General features: G+C 63.5%; 13 protein-coding genes. 4 read left to right on the forward strand and 9 right to left on the reverse strand.

What is annotated here, in order from left to right; genetic code table 11:
* The first annotated feature begins 127 nt into the window (after positions 1-127).
* The 4 genes from RDV55_RS01450 to RDV55_RS01465 all read left to right on the forward strand — a co-directional run bounded on the left by RDV55_RS01450 (position 128) and on the right by RDV55_RS01465 (position 5581).
* Entirely contained in the window at positions 128-2173 is a 2046-nt protein-coding gene (locus RDV55_RS01450) for a glucose PTS transporter subunit IIA (RefSeq protein ID WP_111822871.1), read from the forward strand.
* 353 nt (positions 2174-2526) lie between these two features.
* Complete coding sequence (locus tag RDV55_RS01455) at positions 2527-2847, forward strand: hypothetical protein (RefSeq protein ID WP_309187978.1); 321 nt, start codon at positions 2527-2529, stop codon at positions 2845-2847.
* A 29-nt stretch (positions 2848-2876) separates the two neighbouring features.
* Positions 2877-4382 carry a hypothetical protein gene (locus RDV55_RS01460; protein ID WP_111822870.1) on the forward strand — a complete coding sequence of 502 codons (1506 nt, stop codon included), beginning with the start codon at positions 2877-2879 and terminating at the stop codon, positions 4380-4382.
* Positions 4361-5581, forward strand: a complete 1221-nt coding sequence (locus RDV55_RS01465) for a S8 family peptidase (protein WP_111822869.1) — start codon at positions 4361-4363, stop codon at positions 5579-5581. The genes RDV55_RS01460 and RDV55_RS01465 overlap by 22 nt, the downstream gene beginning before the upstream one ends.
* 49 nt (positions 5582-5630) lie before the next feature.
* Here the strand turns inward: RDV55_RS01465 and RDV55_RS01470 are convergent, their stop codons facing one another.
* From RDV55_RS01470 to RDV55_RS01510, 9 genes are all read right to left on the reverse strand, one after another.
* Positions 5631-6218, reverse strand: a complete 588-nt coding sequence (locus RDV55_RS01470; protein ID WP_245907633.1) for a DUF4853 domain-containing protein — start codon at positions 6216-6218, stop codon at positions 5631-5633.
* A gap of 103 nt (positions 6219-6321) precedes the next feature.
* On the reverse strand, positions 6322-6918 hold the full coding sequence (locus tag RDV55_RS01475) for a DUF4853 domain-containing protein (protein ID WP_245907617.1): 597 nt from the start codon (positions 6916-6918) through the stop codon (positions 6322-6324).
* Positions 6919-6920: 2 nt separating this feature from the next.
* Positions 6921-8552, reverse strand: coding sequence for an alpha/beta hydrolase (locus RDV55_RS01480; protein WP_111822867.1), 1632 nt, complete (start codon positions 8550-8552; stop codon positions 6921-6923).
* 132 nt (positions 8553-8684) lie between these two features.
* Complete coding sequence (aroD, locus tag RDV55_RS01485) at positions 8685-9503, reverse strand: type I 3-dehydroquinate dehydratase (RefSeq protein WP_111822866.1); 819 nt, start codon at positions 9501-9503, stop codon at positions 8685-8687.
* A gap of 11 nt (positions 9504-9514) precedes the next feature.
* A complete protein-coding gene (gene dusB / locus RDV55_RS01490; protein ID WP_111823126.1) occupies positions 9515-10750 on the reverse strand; it encodes a tRNA dihydrouridine synthase DusB in 1236 nt (411 codons plus the stop codon).
* Positions 10751-10832: 82 nt separating this feature from the next.
* Complete coding sequence (locus tag RDV55_RS01495) at positions 10833-12221, reverse strand: glycine--tRNA ligase (protein ID WP_111822865.1); 1389 nt, start codon at positions 12219-12221, stop codon at positions 10833-10835.
* A gap of 630 nt (positions 12222-12851) precedes the next feature.
* Positions 12852-13574 carry a hypothetical protein gene (locus tag RDV55_RS01500; RefSeq protein WP_111822864.1) on the reverse strand — a complete coding sequence of 241 codons (723 nt, stop codon included), beginning with the start codon at positions 13572-13574 and terminating at the stop codon, positions 12852-12854.
* Positions 13571-14467, reverse strand: a complete 897-nt coding sequence (locus RDV55_RS01505) for an ATP-binding cassette domain-containing protein (RefSeq protein ID WP_111822863.1) — start codon at positions 14465-14467, stop codon at positions 13571-13573. The genes RDV55_RS01500 and RDV55_RS01505 overlap by 4 nt, the downstream gene beginning before the upstream one ends.
* Positions 14464-14853, reverse strand: coding sequence for a GntR family transcriptional regulator (locus RDV55_RS01510; RefSeq protein ID WP_111823125.1), 390 nt, complete (start codon positions 14851-14853; stop codon positions 14464-14466). The genes RDV55_RS01505 and RDV55_RS01510 overlap by 4 nt, the downstream gene beginning before the upstream one ends.
* Positions 14854-16542 lie beyond the last annotated feature (1689 nt).

Here is a 16542-nt window from a genome sequence, read left to right on the forward strand (position 1 = left end):
ATAGGCAGGCAATTGACCAACAAAGTACTGTGAGATACCCCTGCGTACCTTCCACCATTTGTTCAAACATGATAATTGTCAAGTGTCGCATTCAGCGTCGAATCCCCATCCACGGAAGGAGTCCCCCGTGTCCAACACGGCACAGGAAATCCTCGATGCGGTCGGTGGCCCCGGCAACATCACCCACTTCACCCACTGCGCGACGCGTCTGCGCTTCGAGCTCAACGACGCGTCCGTCGTTGACAAGGACCGAGTCGAGGCCATTGATGGTGTCCTCGGCGCCGTCCCGCAGTCGGGCGACCGCTACCAGATCGTTATCGGCGGCGCGGTCCAGTCCGTCTTCAACGAGATCAACAACCTGCCGTCGATGGCGGGAGGCGCTGGTGCCGCCTCGAACGACGATGTCAAGGCCGCCGCCCGCGCGAAGGCCCGCGGAAAGAACGCCCTCGTCGATGCCTTCTTCGAGTACCTGTCGGACTCGTTCCGCCCGCTGCTGCCCGTCCTGCTCGGTGCCTCCCTGATCCTGGCTTTCCTGGCGGTCCTCGACTCCATCGGCTTCGTCGACACGCGCGCGCAGACCATCCCCGCGTGGCTGGGCTACGTCAACTCCATGTGGCGCGCGGTGTTCTACTTCCTGCCCGCGATGGTCGCCTACAACGCGTCCAAGAAGCTGGACATCGACCCCTGGGTCGGCACGGCCGTCATCCTGTCGCTGCTCACCCCGGACTTCCTCGGACTGAAGAGCACCGCGTCCTTTGCTGAGACGGTGTGCTCCGAGAACGCCCTGGGTACGGAACAGTGCGTGACGCACATCGGCAGCGTTCCCCTGCAGCTCGCCGACTACGGCGGCCAGGTCTTCGTGCCCCTCCTGATGGTCCCGATCCTGGCCCTGGTCTACAAGGGCCTGAAGAAGATCATCCCCGCCAACGTCCAGATGGTGTTCGTCCCCTTCATTTCCTTCGTGATCATCATGCCGCTGACCGCCTTCCTGATCGGCCCCCTGTCGATCTGGATCGGTAACGGCCTGGGCGGCGGCCTGGCCTGGCTCAACGGCCACGCCCCCATCCTCTTCGCGATCATCATCCCGATCATCTACCCCTTCCTGGTTCCGCTCGGCCTGCACTGGCCGCTCAATGCGCTGCAGTTGGCCAACATCGCCTCGACGGGTTCCGACTTCATCCAGGGCCCCATGGGCGCGTGGAACTTCGCGTGCTTCGGCGCCACCGCCGGCGTGCTCTTCCTGTCGATCCGTGACCGCGACACCGACATGCGTCAGACAGCTTCCGGCGCTCTGGCAGCCGGCCTCTTCGGCGGTATCTCGGAGCCGTCCCTGTACGGTATTCACCTGCGTTTCAAGCGCATCTACCCGCTCATGCTCACGGGCTGTGTGGCCGGTGGCCTGGTCATCGGTATCGGTGGCGGCGCGATCACCCACACCTTCGTGTTCACCTCGCTGCTGACGATCCCCGTCTTCTCCCCCATGGCCGTGTACGGCCTGGGCATTGCCGCCGCGTTCATCACGGCATTCCTGATGGTTGTCCTCTTCGACTACCGCACGAAGGAGCAGAAGGCCGAGGCACGCGCGAAGAAGGCTGCGCTCAAGGCTGGCACCTCCGCCGCCGCCCCGGCTCCCGTTGCTACCCCCGCCGCTCCCGCCGCTGAGGCCGCTCCGGCTCCCGCTTTCAGCGACGAGGCCGTCTCTGACCTGACGCTCACCGCCCCTATGGCGGGCGAGCTGGTGGCGCTGTCCGACGTGGCCGACGAGGCCTTCGCCGCCGGCGCTCTCGGCCCCGGCATCGCCATCTCCCCGGCCGCTGGTGCCGTGGTTGTTGCCCCGTGTGACGGTAAGGTGTCGGTCGCGTTCCCGACGGGCCACGCCTACGGCATCAAGTCCGCGTCCGGCGTCCAGGTGCTCATCCACATCGGCATGGACACCGTGAAGCTGGAGGGTAAGGGCTTCACGCCGCGCGTCGCCAAGGGTGACGTCGTCAAGCGCGGCGACGTGCTGGCCGAGGTCGATTGGGATATCGTCCGCGAGGCCGGTTACGACACGATCACCCCGATGGTCGTGACGAACAAGAAGAAGTTCGGCGAGGTCACCCCGGCCGCTCCCGGCCCGGTTGACGTCACCGACACGGTCGTCTCGGTGTCTCCGAAGGACGCCGCGCATTAATCCTGTGACGCGTCAGTGGTGGGCGGGCCTGGCGGCTCGCCCACCACTTTTTCTTGTCTCGGCGGTAAAGCGCGTTTTTTCTTCGAGCACGTGCTTTTTCTTGCACAAGCTCAAGCGAGGTCGCTAGAGTATTGACCAGTCGGTGATCTCGCAGTCGGAGTGCGAGGTTCCTCGTATCGAAGGAAATCAATCAGATGCCAGACGTTGCATTCGACTCTCAGCGCCACGCGCAGGTGAGTGACGATATCAGCTCCGGGGGGGGGGGCGAACTAACCTCCTCAGCCGAGTCAGCGAGGTTCTTAGCCGAGGCACAATTTGCTGGCCTGTGGACGACTGAGAGCGCCGCTCAACATATGGGCGAGACCGTACGTTCATTCCTCACGTTGTTTTCGACGAGTATGACGAACGAGGCCCAGTATTTGAGCGATCTCGATACGAAGGTCGCACAGGCAGTTTCTGACTTTACCGGCACCGAAGAAGATGCCCGCGCCGCACTGGCGGCGGTCGGCACCGCCCTGCTGGCTCTCAACCAGGGCGAGAGCGCCAACAAGGTCTATTCCGATAAGAGCATTGAGCAGATCACCAGCGAGAATCCACCTACTCAGGCGGAGACCAGCGATGAGCCTGGCGGCAGCGAGGGAGCACCCTCCTACGGCGCTCAAAGTGAAATCTGAGCAGTATTTTCGAGGGAGAGAAGAACGCTATGGTGTCATCACCCATGTACGACCGGCTCATGGAGTTCGCAAACAGTGCGCCAGACAACGAGAAGCTCTACGGGTGGGACGACGAGCATTCCGCCATCGTCCAGGCCATTCGCGAGGCGCGCGACAAGGTCGAGCACTTCAAGGATCATCAGGGTTTCACGGGACAGGCCGGCGAGGCGATGTCCGACGAGGCCGTGCGCGCGATCAAGCGTTTTGACAGGCAGACCAACTACTACATGACCGGCATGTCGTACTACGTCGAGGCGCGACGCGCGATCATGCTCGCGGCGGAGGAGGCACGCCAGCTCTCCCCCACCCTGTTAGACCCCATGACGGAATCCCTGCGTCACGCTGGCGAGGTGACCATCCCCATCGCCTCAAAGTTCGGCTTGCCCGGCAAATTCGTGAACTCCCTGGTGGCCGACGGCCTGGCCTACGTGGAGGGTGTCGAGGCCCAGGCGAATGCCCAGCGCGAGGCAAAGGCGACGGAGATCATTGAGCACTTCGAGTCGACGATGAACGACCTCAGCGGGAGGTTACAGAGTCACAGCGAGACAGGTGCCGACAAATCGGAAATATCGGACACCAGCTGGAAACCGATTCCTGAGCTCCCCGAGAACACTGCTGAAGCCCTGCGGAAGGGACACATCGTCTTTTCTCCCCACGAGGGCGGCGCCTATGGCCGTTCCCGGTCGGATGCCTTCGGCAACGCCGGGCTGCGCGGCACCGATTCTGGCTTGTACCCGGGCGGCTACGACGCGGGCGGAGACATCGACCAGCGCGTCATGCACTCCCCGCGTGTCCCCAACCGGTACCTGCCCGAGGGCGACCTCGGATCGCGGACGAACCCCATCACCGACCCGCAGGATCTCATGGATCTGGACCTGCTGCACACCCGCGTCAACGGTGATCGGCACGCGAACGGGGTCATCGGCGGTCACACCCCGGCTCCTCCAGTTGATCGCGATCACCCGCTCTGGGGGCTTAATACGGCGCGTGCGGCGGAGGCACAGTCCGCCGGGCGCCTCGGCGGCGCAGGACTGCTCGGAGCCGGTGCCCTGGGCCTGCGGGGCGCGGCGCGCATGGGCGGCTCGGGGCTCAGCGCACTCGGGCGGACGGGTGGCCTCGGAGCCGGCGTCACCGGTCGGATGGGCGGGGCCGCGGGCACCTCGACACTGCGCGCCGGATCGTTCAGTGGCACTGGCATGGGCACCTACACGCCCCCGGGCAGCTCGACCGGAGCGGGTTCAGCGGGGCGTAGCGCGGGAGGTCCTGCGGGACAGCAGAGCGGCTTCATGGGCGGTTCCGGCGCGGGAGCTGGCCGCGGGGCGAAAGATGAGAAGAAGCGTCGCCGTCGCAGGTATGATGCCTTCCGCGTCGAGGACGAGGAGGACGAGGGCATGCCGCGCGGCTACGTGAATCCCCTCTCGCAGACCTACGGCTCGGATCGTACAATAACCCCGGCGAAACGCAGGGACGACGGATGGGATATCAGGCAGTGGTGAGCGCGCGCATGTTTTCTCCGATTGGTCGGGGTGCCGCGCTCCGCGTCGCGGGGACGCTGTGCGCCACGCTGGCACTCACGGGCATCGCCACCGGCTACCCGCTCGCACCCGCGAGGGCCGATGACCGCCAGATCACGGCGGCTGACCAGGCCTACTACTCCTACTATCACCTGGACTCGGCACGAGCCAAGGGCTACACCGGGGCAGGCGTCACCATCGCGATCATCGATGGCCCTGTCGACACCTCCGTCCCTGAGCTGGCAGGGGCAAACATTACGGACAAAAGCCCATGCTCAGTCACGTCCAGCTCTGCCCACAGAAGCCACGGCACAGCAGTCGCTTCCATATTGGTGTCAGACGCCTACGGGACAGTACCCGATGCCACACTACTCGCTTACCAGAGCGCCGATGACACCAGCTATTCGGGGCACGATTGCCCGATGAAAGCCGGCATTCTGCCAACGGAAGTGTCATCGTTGATCAACAAAGCAATCAATGATGGAGCATTGGTCGTCAATTATTCCGCGACATCTCCTTCACCTTCAGATCATCTCAAGTGGGCGATCGCTCGCGCTATGAATCAAGGTATCATCATCACTACCGGTGCCGGAAACACAGGTGCGGACAACACCGAGAATTCTCTATCGCGCTGGTCAGGTGTCGTCGGTGTTTCCGCCATTGACACCGACGGTAAGCTCGCTTCCTATTCCTCCTGGGGCCAGGGAGTCACCACGACCGCCGTCGGTGGCCCTATTATTGCGCGAGATGAAAGCGGAAGGATTTCCTCTACTCAGGGCACCTCTTTTTCGTCCCCTATTGTCGCGGGCGCTCTCGCGCAGGCGCGCGCCAAGTGGCCCAATGCGACCCCGAATCAGCTCCTCCAGCTCCTCATCAATACAGCGGTTGGGCACGAACAAGGATGGAATAAGTACGGCGGTTATGGCGCGGCAAACCTCGGTGGAATGCTGAACACCGATCCGAGCCAGTATCCGGATGAGAACCCCCTGGCGGACAAGGGTGGCGGTTCGAGCCCGACTCCCGCAGAGGTCCGCCAGTACGCCGATGGCCTCGTGGATCCCACCCAGATCGCCTACGACAACTCCTACGCCTATCGCGGGCTCGACGAATCTCAACTCTCGAATTCGAACAACGTCTACCCCACCCACCTGGGCACCAGCCCCCGCTACCACGCGAAGTAGCTCAGCAAGGGGGTGTGTGCCGAACACGAGTTCGGAACACGCCCGCTTGCTACTCCTGCCGGTACTTCTCCGTCAGCTCCGGCGTCAGCCACTCCGGCTCCCGCCCCTCCAACGGCAAGAAGACCGTCGGGTGCTCGGTACTCCCATCGCTACGCAGAAGACCCGTATAATAGGAAGTCCTACTCTCAGTACCCGCGTGGACCACAACATCGACGGTGGCAGCATAGCTCGCGTTCGTCCACACGAGCAGCACCATCCCCTCTCTATGTTTCTCCCATAGCGTGAACCCCAGCGGCTTCAGCTTCGCATCGTAAACGTCGCGAATCCGATCGACATCAGTCTCGACGAAAATGTACGTCCGAGCCTTCAGCCGATACAAGGGAGGGTCGTCGGGGTAGGGCTTACTAATAAAGTCGTTCGCAAACAGGCCAACGATCGTGTCCTGGGTGAGGAACTCGTTGCGGGCAGCAACGATAGCGGGCTCCACATCCCGCTCAAACTCCTCGATGGAATGCAGATGCTCAGCCACCTCAACGGCAGCCTTCTGCTCAGGATTCATCCGGTTATCTCCTCTCGGACCGGGAATGCACGCGGCGCACAGCAGCACCACGCAGATCCCCACGACGAGAGCACGCATCAGCCTCACGAACGACCCCTCCATCGACAGAAGTCACGCAGCGCCCACGGTTGCAACGACGAAAGCACACGCATCACACACGGATCATCAGTACCCTGCCCCGTTACTCCTGCCGGTACTTCTCCGTCAGCTCCGGGGTCAGCCACTCCGGCTCCCGCCCCTCCAACGGCAAGAAGACCGTCGGGTGCTCGGTACTCCCATCGCTACGCAGCGGACCCGCTAAATAGTATGCTCTACTTTCGATACCCACATGCGTGACGATATCGACAGACGCTGAGTAGCTCGCGTTCGTCCACATGAGGTGGACCTTCTCCGAATCACGATTCTCCGACAGCGTGAACCCCAGCGGCTTCAGCTTCGCATCGTAGACGTCACGAATACGATCAGCATCAGTTTCGGAGAACATGTACAACCGCGACATCAGTTCATAGAGCGGCGTGCTATCGGGGTATGTCTCATAGATGAAATCGTTCGCAAACAGGCCAACGATCGTGTCCTGGGTGAGGAACTCGTTGCGGGCAGCAACGATAGCGGGCTCCACATCCCGCTCAAACTCCTCGATGGAATGCAGATGCTCAGCCACCTCAACGGCAGCCTTCTGCTCAGGATTCATTCGGTTGTCTCCTCTCGGACCGGGAATACACGCGGCGCACAGCAACACCACGCAGATTGCAGACAGGACGGCACGTGCGAGCCTCATGTCTACTCCTTACCCGCACCGGCGATTACACCGGCGATCTCGTACTGGGCTTGTGTTTTTTCCTTGAAATATTCCATGTGTAGCCCGAAGGGATCGTACTCGTCGGGTGCCGGACCCACGTCACCCGATAGGTGCTTGAAACCCGCCATCGTGTCGGGGTTCTTCCCGAAGTTAAAATCGGTCCCCAACCCTTGGACCACGTCGTACGCATAGGGTGCCGCGCTCACCCACGCGTGCCCCTGCGGCACGTGGTATTCCGAAACGTTCTGCACACCCGCCCCCGGGGAACCGGCCAGCACGACGTCGTCCACGACGCCCTTGTTGACGAGGGTGGCAGCCATGCCCGACGTCGTCGACCCGTACGAGTGTCCGAACAAGGTCATGTGGGCATCCCCCGCACCGTGCTCGCGGGAGGCGTCCATGCCGTTGAGGAATCCGGCGAGACCAACGGCCCCCTCTTCCGCGTAGCCGGTCCCAAGGACTTCGAGCTTATTCTGCGGGGCGTCGTATCCTAGATACTCCACCATCGCAACAGTCTCACCATTCTTCACTTGGTTCTTCGCACTTCTCATCATGGCAGACGCCCGGTTATCGTACGCGTCGAGCGTATTCTCGACGTTGGTGTTCAGGCCGGGCACAACCACACCCACGTGATCGGCCGTATCCACGTTGCCTTGGGCGACGATCGCCTTGAGGTTACGCCCGGAAGAATCCAGGCCCAGCAGCTGGCGGGGAACACCGTCCCCTGTCCCCCCATTTTCAGGATTGACGTAGGTCTTGTTAAGCGTCGTCTTCACCACGTTCAGCTCATCGAGCTCATGCTGCAGCTTTGCCTTCTTCTCCAAGATCGCGTTGCGAATGAAAGGCGACGAAGCGTTGGCTGCATCCGCTTCAAGCTGCGCTATCTCTCCGGGCAGATCCGTGAGCTTTCGGTCGAGAACAATCCGGTTCGCCTTATCCCTCGACGTGCCGTCGACGCCGTTGAGGTTGCCGATCTTCTCCGGGTAGTGCTCGATCAGCCACTTTTTGTTCTCGTCGCTCTGCTGAGACCACCACGAGGCCACCTCCTGCTCGCTCGCTCCCGGGCGGGGAAGGGTCGGCTTCGCAGCGCCCGAGGCCGAGTAGTTCACGTGGTTGTCGAAGGTTCCCATGCCAAGGGCACCCATCATTGCGATCAGTTTGGCCTCGAGGGCAGTGGCCTTCGCGAGAACCTTGGTGACACGATCCGCAACGATCTTGACCATCTCGAGGGGGTGAGTCAGGAGCGACTCAGCAGAGTCGACGAGAGAACCCACAAAAGACACGACGCCGCTGGTGTCGATGTGAATAGGCGACGAAGCAAGCGCCTGCTGAATATCCTCAATGTCGGCCTGGATATCGTCGATGCCGTCGACGCCAGCGCTGGCGATCTGGCTGACACTGATCAGGTAGTTAACCTGCTTCTCGATATCGGAGATGCGGTCCTTCAATGCATGGCGGGCGGCCGTCACTGCCTGCCCCTGTCCGGTCAGAGAACCGAGCTGAGCGTCCAGCGAATCACCCGCGGCCTGAAGCTCACGCGATTTGCTTTCCGACTCACGCGCGAGCTCGGCAAGGGGTTCGGACTTCCATTGGAGAACTTCAAACCAATTCATCGCAGTTCCTCGCACCGTCGCAGGGATTCGAACATGAGCACGCTTTCATTCGTCGCAGGACACAAACCCGTTACATGTTAACGGCGTTTCAGCACCCTCGTCACCTTGTCGAACAACGCTCGCGGCAACCAACTAGCCTCCTTCGACGATGTCCAGGACCGCACGCACCTGTTCGACCGTGAACTGTCCGGGTGCGCTCCCCTCCCATCCGGGCAGGGTCGCGAAAGTTGCCGCAGACCCGAGGGCGGAACCAACCAACCGCGTCGGCGCTCCGTTGGGGCCCATCGCGATGCCGATGACGGGACGGTCGTAGGCCTCGCGCGCCCATGCCTGTGCGGCCAGCACGCGGGCAGCGTCTGTCGCGCTGGTCGCCATGCACGCAAACTTCAGAACGTCGGCCCCCGCGTAGTTCATGGCCGCAAGCACCTCGGCGAGCTGCTCGTCGCCGGGCGTTCCCTCGAAATCATGGAAGGAAGCGACGACGATCGCGCCCGCCTCGTGGGCCTCCTCAATAAGCGCGGAGGATCCATCGCGCGAAATCTCGACATCGACACCTCCCGCGACCAAGGCCAGCGCGCGCACGAGGGCACAGTACTCCTCGTCATCCAGGTATGCCTCGCCACCCTCGACCGACGTGCGGATGGTCGCCAGAACCGGCAGCGGCGAGGAATCCGCGACGTAGCGGGCCATGCTCACCACGTCCGACTCGACCTCGGAGGCGGCCACAAAATGTGACCCGACGAGGGAGGCCAGGAAGGTGTCGGCCCTCCACTCGACGATGTCCGCGCGGCACGTGGCCAGCGCCTCGACCTGCCCGCTCAGGGCAGCCGCGTCCCCGCCGACGGGGACGATGACCTGGGTGCGTGCACCGAGGCTCGCCTTCTTAGCGGCTCGCCCGATGGTGATGAGCCCGGGCGCAGGATCGGGGTCAGGCGCAGATGACTGAGGCATGATTCCTTCGCTTAGTATCCGATTTCTGCCAGGTGCAGGCGCTCGCGTTCGCGCTGCGTGAGGTAGGGCTGGTCCAACCAACCGTCAGGCAGGTGGGGGGTCTTCTCGCCGCCGGCGCGCCCTCGTGGGCCGCGTGCGGCGGGCGGGAAGGGCTGATCGAGGTCCAGGTCCGCGAGGCGCTCGCGCAGCTCCTGCAGGGTGGAGACCATGGACAGGGCGTGACGCTGGGGACCGCCAACGGCGAATCCGCGCAGGTACCACCCGATGTGCTTGCGCATCTCGCGCAGCGCGCGCCCCTCGTCGCCCTGTTCGACGACACACCAGGCGCCGTGACGTTCAATGACGGAGACGACCTCGGCGAGGCTGGGGCCAGCCGGAATGGTACCACCGTGGTAAGCGGCGACGATGTCGCGGAAGATCCAGGGGCGTCCCTGCGCTCCTCGCCCGACGCTGATGCCGTCGCAGCCGGTTTCTTCGAGCATGGCCATAGCGTCGGCGGCCTCGAACACGTCGCCGTTACCGAAAACGGGAATGTCGAGCAGGTCCTTCAGGCGCGCGATCTCGTTCCAGTGGGCTTGGCCCGCGTAGTGCTGGTTCTGGGTGCGTGCGTGCAGGGTGAGCGCGGCGGCTCCCAGCTTCTGGGCGGTCAGCGCCGCGTCGGTCGCGGTCTCGTGCGTCGAGTCGATGCCGATGCGAATCTTGACGGTGACGGGGACTTCGCGCCCGGCTCGCTCCCCGGCCTCGTCGCTGGCGCGCACGACGGCACCTACGAGGTCGGCGAAAAGGTCGCGCTTCCACGGCAGGGCCGCTCCCCCGCCCTTCCTCGTCACCTTGGGGACCGGGCACCCGAAGTTCAGGTCGATGTGGTCGGTAAGGTCGCGCTCGATCAGCATCGTCGCGGCACGCGCCATGACGGCGGGGTCCACGCCGTACAGCTGCAGGGATCGCACGCGCTCGGCGGGGTCTGGACGCACCATCTCGAGGGTGCGTTCGTTTTCCTCGACGAGGGCGCGACTGGTCACCATCTCGGTGACATACAGGCCGGCGGGCGCGTCCACTCGCGGGATGGCAACGTGGCGCGGCTCGTTCGGCGCCTCACCGGGGGTGCCCGGGGACGAGGCCGTGGCCGCCTGCCCGGACTCAGCGGCCCAGGAGGCGACGCCGGTGGGACGCAGGTGGTCGGGCAGCCCGCTCTCGCCCATAATGCGGCACAGGCGTCGGAAGGGCACGTCCGTCACCCCGGCCATGGGGGCCAAGACGACGGGTGTCCACAGGCGCAGCGGCCCCACGCGAAGCGGGGCGGCTGCGCCTGTGGTGGATGCGAGCGAGTCAGCAGCCAAGGCGTTCGATCAGGTACGACTTGACCTTGTCGAGGGGGATGCGCACCTGCTCCATCGTGTCACGATCACGGATGGTCACGGCGTGGTCCTCGATCGAGTCGAAGTCGTAGGTGATGCACAAAGGCGTGCCGATCTCGTCCTGGCGACGGTAGCGCCGTCCCACGGCGCCTGCGTCGTCATAATCGACGTTCCAGATGCCACGCAGCTCGTCGGCCAGCTCTTGGGCGGGGCCTGTGAGCTCGGGCTTGCGCGACAGCGGCAGGACGGCGGCCTTGACGGGAGCCAGGCGCGGATCCAGCTTGAGCACGACGCGCTTGTCGACGCCGCCCTTGGCGTTGGGGGCCTCGTCCTCGTGGTAGGCCTCGATGAGGAAGGCCATGAGGGAACGGGTCAGGCCCGCCGAGGGCTCGATGACGTAGGGCGTCCAGCGTTCCTTCGTGTTCGGGTCGAAGTAGTCGAGCTTCGCGCCGGAGGCTTCCGAGTGGACGCTCAGGTCGTAGTCGGTGCGGTTGGCGATGCCTTCGAGCTCGCCCCACTCGCTTCCCTGGAAACCGAAGCGGTATTCCAGGTCGACGGTGCGCTTGGAGTAGTGCGAGAGTTTCTCCTGCGGATGCTCGTACTCGCGCAGGTTCTCCGCGTCGATACCCAGATCGACGTACCAGGCCTTGCGGTAGTCGATCCAGTACTGGTGCCATTCCTCGTCGGTACCGGGCTCGCAGAAGAACTCGAGTTCCATCTGCTCGAACTCGCGGGTGCGGAAGATGAAGTTGCCGGGCGTGATCTCGTTACGGAAGGACTTGCCGATCTGGCCGATGCCGAACGGCGGCTTCTTACGCGCGGCATTCATGACGTTGGCGTAGTTGACGAAGATGCCCTGCGCGGTTTCGGGGCGCAGGTAGTGCAGGCCGGCCTCGTCGTCAACGGGCCCCAGGTAGGTCTTGAGCAGGCCGGAGAAGGCGCGGGGCTCGGTCCACTGGCCGCGCACGCCACAATTGGGGCAGGCGATGTCGTCGTTGGACAGAGTGGATTCCTCGACGCCCTTCTTTTCGGCGAGTTCTTCGATGAGCTGGTCCTGGCGGGCGCGCTTGTGGCAATTGAGGCATTCGATGAGGGGGTCGGTGAAGGCCTTGACGTGGCCGGAGGCAACCCACACCTCGCGCGGGAGGATGACGGAGGAGTCCAGGCCAACGACGTCGGCGCGGCGACGCACCATGGCATTCCACCAGGCGCGCTTGATGTTTTCCTTCAGTTCCACGCCCAGCGGCCCGTAGTCCCACGCGGAGCGGGTGCCGCCGTAGATTTCACCACAGGGAAAGACGAAGCCGCGGCGCTTGGCCAGGCTAATGACGTTGTCGAGGCGGGAGGGTCCCTTAGCCACTTGTAACTCCTTGAATATGTCAGGCACGACTGGCTGTCGTGTCCCAACCGATACTAGCCGATAACTACTGCGTCGGGTGATTCCGGGCCACTGCGCACTCATGGATCCCACCACAGGGTCGCGCTTGGAGTTCTGGCTGGGCCCTGCGGCACTCTCCACCAGCACGCTCACGGATAGGTAATGAACATACGGATAGGTTATGCAGATCCGGATAGGTTATTAACCTATCCGGATGTCAATTACCTATCCACATCGTCGTAACCTATCCACATGCGCGGGAGCAGGCCCCTCCAGGCCACCCGTATAGCGACGACGGATGACGGGGCAGCCACACACAGGGCACGATGAAGTAGCCGTATCCCCGAGGTACAGACAAGCGCCTCGAACTTAGAGTATCCGTACAAAAAAGACAAAGTGTCAACACTCCACCACCACAATGCGCCATTCTCGTCGGTGGTGACCGCAGCCTTCAACACCGACGGTTCGACACCAGCGCGCCTTACGGTGACACCGCCAGCGCATGCACCGTCCGATAACCCATGAAACAGCCCCGGCCTCGCCCCTTCCGCGAGAGGGGACGAGGCCGGGGACGCGGCGGTTGGGATCGTTTTCCAGCGGGTTGGCTCGGTATCAGCCGACGCGCCGGATGTGCCCCGAGGCGGTCAGCGGCCAGCCGGAGGCGACGACCGTCAGCGGGATGAGGCCGAGCAGCCAGAAGGCCGGGTGCATGGGTGGGAGGTAGCCGGACTTGTGGACGAGGGTGAGGACCAGCCACGTGACCGGCGCGCCGATCGCGCAGATGCCCAGCGGGATCGCGACCATGAGCACGAAGGCCCGCTTCCAGGTCGACCCGATGCAGCGCGACAGGCCGCCAATAAAGCGCCCGGCCCCGTCGCAGGCAACCCACGTGAGGACGACGTAGATCCACGAGTCAATACCGAGGGGGAAGGAATCACGTCCCATGGCGAAGAGCAAGGGATGGATGACGATGAGCAGCCACCAGAGGAGGGATCCCAGGACGATGATGAGGAGAGAGTGAACGTAGCTTGCCGCGGTGAGCACTGGTCGCGAGCCGCCGCTGAGGGCGGAGGCGCGCATGTCGATGGTGGAGCTGAGGACCCCGCAGACGAAGACGAAGACACCCGTGACGGCGGCCGAGTTCGTGGCGGCCTGTTCCACCTGTCCGGTGACGTCGGAGACCGAGAGGTAGACGATGCCGTTGACCACGAAGTTGACGAGGAACTGGAAGCTCACGACCAGCAGGTAGAGCACCACGATGAAGCGCCAGCCGACGAGTCCGACGCGCAGGGGCGAGGGAGAGGACTTGATGAGGTCGGGGTTTGCAGTGCTCATTGGTCTTTCTCCTGGATGAGGTAGGCGAAGGCGTCCTGGAAGGAGCAGGGCGAGAGTGTGAGGGAGTGGGAGGCGATCTCGCGGTCGGAGATGCCGCGTCCGCGCAGGTCTACGACGATCTCTCGGGCGGATCCGAGCGTTCGCGAGGTGATGACGTCGAGGCCGGGGTGGTCGATCAGGAAGCTCTCCACGTCGGCTGCGTTTCCGGTGATGGCGCAGATGCGCGAGGTGAACGTCTCGACGCTCTCGTGGGCGAGCAGGCGCCCACTCTTGAGGGCAACGACATCTTCGGCGACATTCTCGAGCTCGGAGACCATGTGCGAGGAGATGAGGAAGGTGCGCCGGGGGCGGCGTCCCTCCATGGCGTCGGCGGCCAGGGTGAGCAGCTCCTCGTAGAAGGCGTATCGGGTGGGCACGTCCAGGGGCGCCTGAATCTCATCGAGGACGGTGATGGGCGCGCCCGAGGCCAGGGCGACGGCGCCGGTGAGGATCGCGGCCTGGCCGGAGGAGACCTTGCGTAGCTTCTTGCGACGCTTCATCTGGAATCCGAAACGCTGGGCGTAGTGGTCGAAAAGCTTCTGGTCCCAGGTTGGGCGCAGGGAGGCGTAGGCGACTAGCGCCCCGGCCGAGGAGTTGTCGAAGTCCCTGTCGGAGGAGGCCATGACCGAGTAGCCGAGCAGGTCGTTGGGGCGCATGCCCGTTCCATTGATGGACACGCCTCCCGAGGTGGGCGGAAGCAGGCCGGACAGGACCTGCATGAGGGTTGTCTTTCCCGATCCGTTGGGGCCCACGAGCGCGGTGACGGTGGAGTCGCCGAACTCGAGGGAGAGGTCGGTGAGGGCCTGTTCCGCCTCCCCCGGATAGGCGTGGTTGATGGCGTTGAAGGTGATCATGAGTCTTCCTTGGTGCGAGTCTTAGCCGTGTACGCGCGAACATGGTCCGCGATGGAGCCGATGTCGAGGCCGAGCGCGAGTCCCGCCTCGACGGCCGGGTAGAGAGTGTCGTCGACGTAGGTTGTCAGGCCCGCCTCGACGAGGGAAGCGTGGGCCCCCTCGGCGACGAACATTCCGATCCCGCGTCGTTTTTCAACGAGCCCCTCGTCGACGAGGATGGCGAACGCCTTGCCGACGGTGGCGGGGTTGATGCGGTACATGGCGGAGTATTCGGTGGTGGACGTGAGCTGGTCCCCGTCGCGCAGTGCGCCGCGCAGGATTTGGTCACGAATACTGTCGGCGATCTGGACGTAGATCGGGATCCCCGAGACGAAGGTCGGGGGCATGGATACCTCCCCATTCATGTTCAGCGGTTCCTTACATGACTAATAAACCACCGAACCGCCTATCCCGTCAAGCGAATTCAGCAAATGTGTCCCGCGTCACGTCCAATCGTGGCCCGGACTCCCATCGCGCACGGCACCCACAGTCACACATGATGTCCATTCGGCACGGGAGAGACATAGCCGCAAAACATTGAAGTTCCGGGACATCTACACACCTCAGGAGAGTGCCCGCAGGGACATGCGGGCGAGTGTGCGAAGTAACCACCCACTGAGGATGCCACTCAGCGACCGGCCCCCTCTCCCCTGCGCCCACGCCTGCGCAGCTGGGCGAGCCACTGGCCTCTGTCGTTGGTATCGAGCGCCCTACGCCCACGCCTGCGCAGCTGGGCCCGACTACTGGAATCATTAACCCATCCATACGTACTCAAACCCGACGGGTTGCCAAGTCCCGGGTTTTGCGCAGGGGTGTTGAGGCCGCCTTCTTTCGTGTTGTGGGATTCCAGGTTCCACGGTCGTTCTTGTCTGGGAGCGCGGTACACCCGATCCGTGGGCATTGCACCCGTTCTGTTCGGGTGCAGCGCCCCGTAAAGGGTGCAGCGCCACGTAACGGGTGTAGCGCCACGCGACTGGTGCAGCGCCCCGTAAAGGGTGCAGAACTCCGTAACGCGTGCAGCACCACGCGTGATGCCGCCGCTTGTGGCCTGGTCCGGGTTTGTGTGTAGGGGTGTTGAGGCCGCTTTCCTTCGTGTTGTGGGATTCCAGGTTCCACGCTCGTTCTTATCTGGGAGCGCGGTACACCCGATCCGTAGGCATTGCACCCGATCGGTGGGCATTGCACCCGATCCGTGGGCATTGCACCCGTTCTGTTCGGGTGCAGCGCCACGTAACGGGTGTAGCGCCACGTAACGGGTGTAGCGCCACTCAACGGGTGCAGCACCACGCGTGATGCCGCCGCTTAATTCGCTTATCAGGTCCCGGGTTTGTGTGTTGGGGTGTTGAGGCCGCTTTCTTTCGTGTTGTGGGATTCCAGGTTCCGCGGTAGTTCTTGTGTGGGAGCGCGGTACACCCGATCCGTGGACATTGCACCCGATCCGTGGGCATTGCACCCGTTCTGTTCGGGTGCAGCGCCACGCAACGGGTGTAGCGCCACGTAACGGGTGCAGCGCCACGTAAAGGGTGCAGAGCTCCGTAACGTGTGCAGCGCCCGCGTGATGCCGCCGCTTGATTAGCCTGTCAAGTCCGGGTTTGTGTGTTGGGGTGTTGAGGCCGCTTTCCTTCGTGTTGTGGGATTCCAAGTTCCGCGGTAGTTCTTGTCTGCGAGCGCGGTACACCCGATCCGTAGGCATTGCACCCGATCTGATCGGGTGCAGCACCACGTAACGGGTGCAGCGCCACGCAACGGGTGTAGTGCCACGCAACGGGTGCAGCACCACGTAACGGGTGTAGCGCCACGTAACAGGTGCCGCGCCACGCGTGATGCCTCCGCTTGATTGTCTGGCTGTGGTCTCGTGTTGTCGCGAGGTGCGTTCGCGTGCGCATCTGGAGGCATGTGGACCCACAATTGCTCGTTAATGAGGGGTATTGCACCAGGTGGGAGGTGATGCAATGATCGCAACCTGCTGCAATGCTCACAGACGCATCAGATGACCCCCTGGGCACAGCGCCCACACAGCCACCCATCCGGTTAGC

Source organism: Schaalia odontolytica (genome assembly GCF_031191545.1).
In the GTDB taxonomy this organism is placed as follows: Bacteria; Actinomycetota; Actinomycetes; order Actinomycetales; family Actinomycetaceae; genus Pauljensenia; species Pauljensenia odontolytica.